We start from the raw sequence: 6,614 nt of genomic DNA, 5'->3' as shown, positions 1-6,614 counted from the left end.
GGCGAGCTCGCCCCCGGCGAGGGCCTGCTGGTGGGCAGCTTCAACCACGCCCGCTTTCTCGTCCACAGCGAGAACGTCGACAACCCGCACTGCGCCGCCCGCCCGTTCCGCGTGAATGCCGGCGCCATCCATGGCTACGTGGTCACGCCCGGCGACCGGGTGCGCTATCTCGCCGAGATGGCCAGCGGCGACCCGGCCCTGGTGGTGGGCGCCGACGGGCACACGCGCACGCTCGCCGTCGGGCGCAACAAGATCGAGCGGCGGCCGATGGTGCGCGTGGAGGCGGTCACCGACGGCGACACGACGATCTCCGCGATCCTGCAGCACGCCGAGACCATTCGCCTGGTGACCCCCGAGGGCCAGGCGGCGAGCGTGCTCGATCTTGCACCCGGCGACCGGGTGCGCGTCTCGCTGGTCGAGCGTGGCGGGCGCCACTTCGGGCGTCGGATCGACGAAACCATTCTCGAACGGTAACCCCCCAGGAGAGCCCGGCATGACCCGCAACCAGGACTGGCAACGCCGCGACCTGAACGTCCTCTGGCACCCCTGCACCCAGATGAAGGACCACGAGTCCATCCCGCTGGTCCCCATCGATCGCGGCGAGGGGCCGTGGCTGTTCGACTTCGACGGCCGGCGCTATCTCGACATCATCAGCTCGTGGTGGGTCAACATCTTCGGCCACGCCAATCCCTACATCAACGAGCGGATCAAGGCGCAGGTAGACAAGCTGGAACACGTGATCCTCGCCGGCTTCTCGCATGCCCCGGTGGTCGAGCTCTCCGAGCGGCTGGTCGAGATCACGCCCTCGGGCCTCGACCGCGCCTTCTACGCCGACAACGGCTCGTCCGGGGTCGAGGTGGCGCTCAAGATGAGCTACCACTACTGGCGCAACAGCGGCAAACCCGAGAAGAGCGAGTTCGTCACCGTGGCCAACAGCTACCACGGCGAGACGCTCGGCACGCTGTCGGTGGGCGACGTCGGCCTGTACAAGGACACCTACGGCCCGCTGCTGCGGGCCACGGCCACCGCGCCCTCGCCGGCCTGCCGCCAGGATCGGGGCGACTGCCGCGAACGCGCCGCCGAGGCGCTTGCGGGCATGCGCCAGATCCTCGAGGAGCAGGCCGACCGCACCGCCGCGGTGATCGTCGAGCCGCTGGTCCAGTGCGCGGCGGGCATGCTGATGCACCACCCGGACTACATCCGCGGGCTGCGGATGCTGTGCGACGAGTTCGACGTGCACCTGATCTGTGATGAGATCGCGGTGGGCTTCGGCCGCACCGGCACCCTGTTCGCCTGCGAGCAGGCCGACATCACGCCGGATTTCATGTGCCTGTCGAAGGGCCTGACCGCCGGCTACCTGCCGCTGGCCGCGGTACTCACCAGCGACACGGTCTACCAGGCGTTCTACGACGACTACAACAGCATGCGGGCGTTCCTGCACAGTCACAGCTTCACCGGCAACCCGCTCGCCTGCGCCGCGGCACTCGCCACCCTCGACCTGTTCGAGCGCGACGACGTGATCAACGCGAACCAGAAGGCACAGGCGATCATGGACGGTCGCCTGGCCGAGCTGGCCAAGCTGCCGCACATCACCAACGTGCGTCGCACCGGCATGATCGCGGCGATGGACCTGATCGACCCTGAAACCGGCGAGCCATTCGCCGCCAAGGAACGCCGCGGCGTGCGCGCCTACCAGTACGCGCTCGAGCACGAGCTGCTGCTGCGCCCGCTGGGCAACACGCTCTACTGGATGCCGCCCTACGTGCTGGACGAGGAGGACTACCGGCACGTGTTCGAGGTCACGCGCGACGCCAGCCACGCGGCGGTGCGCTGAGGGCATGCGCGTCCGCCGGGTCTTCGTCGACGACGAGCTGCATGCCGGTGGAGACATCGAGCTGCCGGCCGAGACCGTCAACTACCTGCGCAACGTACTGCGGCTCAAGGACGGTCAGCCATTGGAACTGTTCAATGGCCGGGGGCGGCGGGCCCATGGGCGGCTGGCGCTGGCCAGACGCGAGGCCCGCGCGCTGGTCGAATCCAGCGAGGCCAGCCCGGCCGAGACCGTGATACCGATCACGCTGCTCGCCGCCCTGGCCAAGGGCGAGAAGATGGAGCTGGTGATCCAGAAGGCCGTCGAACTCGGGGTGAGCGCCATCGCACCGGTGGAGACCGAGCGCAGCGTGCTGGAACTCAAGGGTGTGCGCGCCGAGAAGCGCATCGCCCGCTGGCGCCAGATCATGATCAACGCCTGCGAACAGTGTGGCCGCGACAGCCTGCCCGAGATCGAACCGATCCGCCCCTTGTCCGATGCGCTGGCCACCACCGACTCCCCGCTACGGCTGGCGCTCGACCCCCGCGCCGAACGGCCGTTGACCGAACTGCGCGACCAGCCACGTCCCGAGGGCGTGGCACTACTGGTTGGCCCCGAGGGCGGCTTGACGGAGGACGAGGTGGCGACGGCCGTCGCGCACGGCTTTCGCGCCCTCACGCTCGGACCACGTGTACTCCGTGCGGAGACCGCGGCGATCACCGGGGTGGCGATCCTGCAGTACCAGTGGGGTGATCTCGGGTAGAAGGGCGTTGGGGCGAGCGTCCGACGGGACGTCCGCGCGTCAGCCGCCGTTCTTGTCGGGGCGGAAACCGGAGCTGATGGGGTAGCGGCGATCGCGGCCGAAGGCCCGGCGGCTGATGCGCACGCCCGGTGGCGCCTGGCGGCGCTTGTATTCGTTGACCAGGATCATCCCCACCACGCGGCGCACCACGGCCTCGTCGAGGCCCATGGCGACAATGTCCTCGATGCTGCAATCGTCCTCGACGAAGGCCTCGATGATGCGGTCGAGATCCTCGTAGGGTGGCAACGAATCCGAGTCGAACTGGTCGGCGCGCAGTTCGGCCGACGGCTCGCGGGTGATGACGCGCTCGGGCACGGCGTCGAGCTCCGGGCGCATGGTGCCGCAGAGCGAATTGCGGTAACGGGCCAGCTGGTAGACCACCGTCTTGGGCACGTCCTTGATCGGCGCGAAACCACCGGCCATGTCGCCGTAGAGCGTGGCGTAGCCCACGGCCAGTTCCGACTTGTTGCCGGTGGTCAGCAACAGCCGGCCGAACTTGTTGGACAGCGCCATCAGGATCACCCCGCGGGTACGCGCCTGCAGGTTCTCCTCGGTCACGTCCTCGGCCAGGCCGGCGAACAGCGGCGAGAGCGTTTCGCGAAATGCGCCGAATACCGGCTCGATCGACAGGGTCTCGCAGCGCACGCCCAGGGCATCGCACTGGAGCTGGGCATCCTCGAGGCTCATCGGCGAGGTGTACTGCGAAGGCATGCGCACGGCCAGCACGTTGTCCGCCCCCAGGGCATCCACGGCGAGCGCGAGCACCAGCGACGAGTCGATCCCCCCCGACAGCCCCAGCACCACGCCGGAAAAGCCGTTCTTGCGCACGTAATCGGCAATACCGGTGGTCAGGGCGCAGTAGATCTCCGCTTCGCCCTGCTGCCATTCGTGACTGGGGCCGTGCGCCAGCACCTCGCCGGACACGGATACCTCGGTCCAGCCGATGCTTTCGGCAAAACCTGGCAGGTGCATGTGATTCCCGGTGGGGCAGGAGACGAAAGAGCGACCATCGAACACCAGCTCGTCCTGGCCACCGACCAGGTTGACGTAGATGATCGCGCACCCGCTGCAATTCACGCGTTCGGCGATCTGCGCCTCGCGTTCGCGGGTCTTCTGGCGATGGAACGGCGAGGCGTTCAGCACGCAGATCACGCGGGCGCCGGCGGCGGCCGTCTCCTCGATCGGTCCCTCGCGCCAGGCATCCTCGCAGATGACCACCCCGACCGGGACCCCGTCGATTTCCGCCACCAGCGGCGAGGCGCCCTTGCGGAAATAGCGCTTTTCGTCGAACACCCCGTAGTTGGGCAGCGCCCGCTTGGCGTAGCGCGCCACGATCCGGCCGTGATCGATCAGCACCGCCTGGTTCTGGAGGAACCCGTCACTGTCGCGCCCCGGGGTGCCGATCAGCACCGCCATATCACCGACCTGCTTGGCGATGCGTTCCAGCTGGGCCTCGCAGGAATCGATGAAGTCCTGGCGAAGCAGCAGGTCCTCGGGGGGATAGCCGGATATGGTCAGCTCGGGGAAGACGACCAGCCGGGCGTCGACCTCCTTGCGGGCACGCGCGACCAGCTCGATCACGCGCGAGGCGTTGGCGTGACAGTCCCCGACCCGGGTATTGATCTGGGCAAGCGCAATGCGCAGGCCATCGACCCCGCTTTCCTCGATACGATTCAACCGGTCAGTCACGATGCGCTCGCGCCCTCGGAATGATGCCTCAGCACCCGCGCGGCCGTCACGCCGAGTTCGGCCGGGCTTTCGACCACGTGCACACCGGCAGCCCGCAGCGCCTCGCACTTCGCCGCGGCCGTTCCCTTGCCACCGGCGATCACCGCACCGGCGTGGCCCATTCGCTTGCCGGCCGGCGCCGTCGCACCGGCGATATAGGCCACCACCGGCTTCGGGTAGCCCTGGCGAATGAACTCGGCAGCCGCCTCCTCGGCGCCACCGCCAATCTCGCCCACCATCAGCACCAGTTCGGTCTGCGGGTCGTCGGCAAACCGTGACAGGCAGTCGATGAAATCGAGCCCGCCGACCGGATCACCGCCGATGCCGACACAGGTACTCTGACCCAAGCCGGCGGCCGTGGTCTGCGCCACCGCTTCGTAGGTGAGCGTGCCCGAGCGCGAGACGATGCCGACACGGCCCTTCTGGTGGATCGCACCCGGCATGATCCCGATCTTGCAGCTATCGGGCGTGATCAGGCCGGGGCAGTTCGGTCCGACCAGGCAGGCGTCCGGGTAATCCTGCGCCAGGACGGCCTTGACCTTGAGCATGTCCATGACCGGGATCCCCTCGGTGATGCAGGCGATCACCTCGATCCCGGCGGCGGCGGCCTCGAGGATCGAGTCGGCCGCGAACGGTGCCGGCACGTAGATCATGCTGGCGCTCGCGCCGGTCTCCCGAACGGCGTCGGCGACCGTGTCGAACACGGGAAGACCGAGGTGCGTCTGCCCACCCTTGCCGGGGGTCACCCCGCCGACCAGGCGGGTACCGTAGGCGAGCGCCTGTTCCGAGTGGAACGTCCCCTGCTTGCCGGTAAAGCCCTGGCAGATCACGCGGGTGGATTCGTCGACCAGAATGCTCATCGGGCAGCCTCCCGGCTGGTGTTGGCAAGTTCCACCGCCCGGTTGGCGGCGGCCGACAGGTCGTCCTCGGCCGTCAGCGCGAGCCCGGACTCGGCCAGCATGCGTCGGCCCTGTTCGGCGTTGGTGCCAGCGAGGCGCACGACCGTGGGCACCTCGAGGGACACCTCACGGGCCGCCTCGATAATGCCCTCGGCGATCAGGTCGCAGCGCACGATCCCACCGAAGATGTTGACCAGGATGGCCTCCACCCGCGGGTTCTCGAGTATCAGCTTGAACGCCTCGGTCACCTTGGCCGCGGAGGTGCCGCCGCCGACGTCGAGGAAATTCGCGGGCATGCCGCCGGCGTGCTGGATCAGATCCATGGTCGCCATCGCAAGCCCCGCGCCATTGACCATGCACGCGATGTTGCCGTCGAGTGAGACGTAGTTGAGTCCGTGGTCGATCGCCTTGCGCTCGGCCGGGTCCTCCTGGGCGATATCCCGACGCTGCCACCAATCCCCCTGCCGGTACTCCGCGTTGTCGTCCAGGGCGACCTTGGCGTCCACGATGGCCAACTCGCCCCCGGCCAGCGATGCCAACGGGTTGATCTCGATCAGCGCGGCGTCACGCTCGACAAATGCTCGATACAGGTTCAGCGCCAGCGCCACGAATGCCTTGAGCTGCCCGGCTTCAAGACCAAGCGCAAAGGCCAGTTCGCGGGCCTGATAGGCGACCAGACCCACCGTCGGGTTGATAACCGCGCGGTGAATCGCTTCGGGATGCGCCTCGGCGACCGCCTCGATATCCATGCCACCATGCGGCGAGGCGATCATGACCACCCGTTGCAGGGCACGGTCGACCGTCACCGCCAGATAGTATTCGTGTCGTATGTCAGCCGCCGGCTCGACCAGCAGGGAATCGACGGGGAGACCGGCCGGACCGGACTGAGCGGTGATCAGCCGCGTGCCGATAAGCTCCCGTGCCGCCTGACGCACGCCGTCCACATCCTCGACGAGTCGCACGCCACCGGCCTTGCCGCGTGCACCACTGTGGACTTGCGCCTTGACGACCCAACGCCCGGAATCGCTCGTCGGCAGCTGTTCTCGGTCGGTCACCGCGTCGGCGGATCCGACCAACACACCCGGTGGCACGGTGATGCCGAACTCGGACAGCAGGGACTTGGCCTGATATTCATGCAGGTTCATGGTGGCCCGTTCCAGATATCATCGCGGAAAAGGGGGCATTGTCGCGCACCGGAGTCTTGTTGTCATGCCCGTCCCCGGGTTTCGCCGGCGGGGAATCTGAACAACAAAAAACCCGGCGAAGCCGGGCAACGAGTCATTCAGGAAAGAACGAAAAACCTGAACTCGTTCAGGACGGATCAAGACATGCGGTCGACCTCGACCGGACCAATGCCGTCCAACTTCGAAAACTG

The 6,614-nt window shown here is 67.7% G+C and carries 6 protein-coding genes; 3 read left to right on the top strand and 3 right to left on the bottom strand.

Features of this window, described 5'->3' with window-relative positions:
• The 3 genes from ACLFRM_RS08700 to ACLFRM_RS08690 all read left to right on the top strand — a co-directional run.
• On the top strand, positions 1–474 hold a 474-nt coding region (locus tag ACLFRM_RS08700), incomplete at its 5' end, for a 3-dehydroquinate synthase II (RefSeq protein WP_410755348.1).
• 19 nt (positions 475–493) lie between these two features.
• Complete coding sequence (locus ACLFRM_RS08695; protein WP_410755347.1) at positions 494–1,834, top strand: adenosylmethionine--8-amino-7-oxononanoate transaminase; 1,341 nt, start codon at positions 494–496, stop codon at positions 1,832–1,834.
• A gap of 4 nt (positions 1,835–1,838) precedes the next feature.
• Positions 1,839–2,573, top strand: a complete 735-nt coding sequence (locus ACLFRM_RS08690; protein WP_410755346.1) for a 16S rRNA (uracil(1498)-N(3))-methyltransferase — start codon at positions 1,839–1,841, stop codon at positions 2,571–2,573.
• Positions 2,574–2,612: 39 nt separating this feature from the next.
• Here the strand turns inward: ACLFRM_RS08690 and ACLFRM_RS08685 are convergent, their stop codons facing one another.
• From ACLFRM_RS08685 to sucC, 3 genes are read right to left on the bottom strand one after another with little or no spacing between them, the layout of a single operon-like run.
• Positions 2,613–4,301 (bottom strand): NAD+ synthase, encoded by a 1,689-nt coding sequence (locus tag ACLFRM_RS08685; protein ID WP_410755345.1) that lies wholly within the window; start codon positions 4,299–4,301, stop codon positions 2,613–2,615.
• Entirely contained in the window at positions 4,298–5,200 is a 903-nt protein-coding gene (gene sucD, locus ACLFRM_RS08680) for a succinate--CoA ligase subunit alpha (RefSeq protein WP_410755344.1), read from the bottom strand. The genes ACLFRM_RS08685 and sucD overlap by 4 nt, the downstream gene beginning before the upstream one ends.
• Positions 5,197–6,384 carry an ADP-forming succinate--CoA ligase subunit beta gene (gene sucC / locus ACLFRM_RS08675; protein WP_410755343.1) on the bottom strand — a complete coding sequence of 396 codons (1,188 nt, stop codon included), beginning with the start codon at positions 6,382–6,384 and terminating at the stop codon, positions 5,197–5,199. Before sucC ends, sucD begins: the two co-directional genes overlap by 4 nt.
• Between the last annotated feature and the right edge of the window lie 230 nt (positions 6,385–6,614).

The organism is Guyparkeria sp. (assembly GCF_046540515.1).
Taxonomy (GTDB): Bacteria; Pseudomonadota; Gammaproteobacteria; order Halothiobacillales; family Halothiobacillaceae; genus Guyparkeria.
The sequence above is the reverse complement of the archived record's forward strand: the minus strand, read 5'-3'. Positions and strand labels throughout refer to the sequence as shown.

What these genes read in the sequence shown, in the direction of transcription:
- sucD (WP_410755344.1), bottom strand. Translation starts at nt 5,200, where the DNA reads ATGAGCATTCTGGTCGACGAATCCACCCGCGTGATCTGCCAGGGCTTT.
- ACLFRM_RS08690 (WP_410755346.1), top strand. Translation starts at nt 1,839, where the DNA reads ATGCGCGTCCGCCGGGTCTTCGTCGACGACGAGCTGCATGCCGGTGGA.
- ACLFRM_RS08695 (WP_410755347.1), top strand. Translation starts at nt 494, where the DNA reads ATGACCCGCAACCAGGACTGGCAACGCCGCGACCTGAACGTCCTCTGG.
- sucC (WP_410755343.1), bottom strand. Translation starts at nt 6,384, where the DNA reads ATGAACCTGCATGAATATCAGGCCAAGTCCCTGCTGTCCGAGTTCGGC.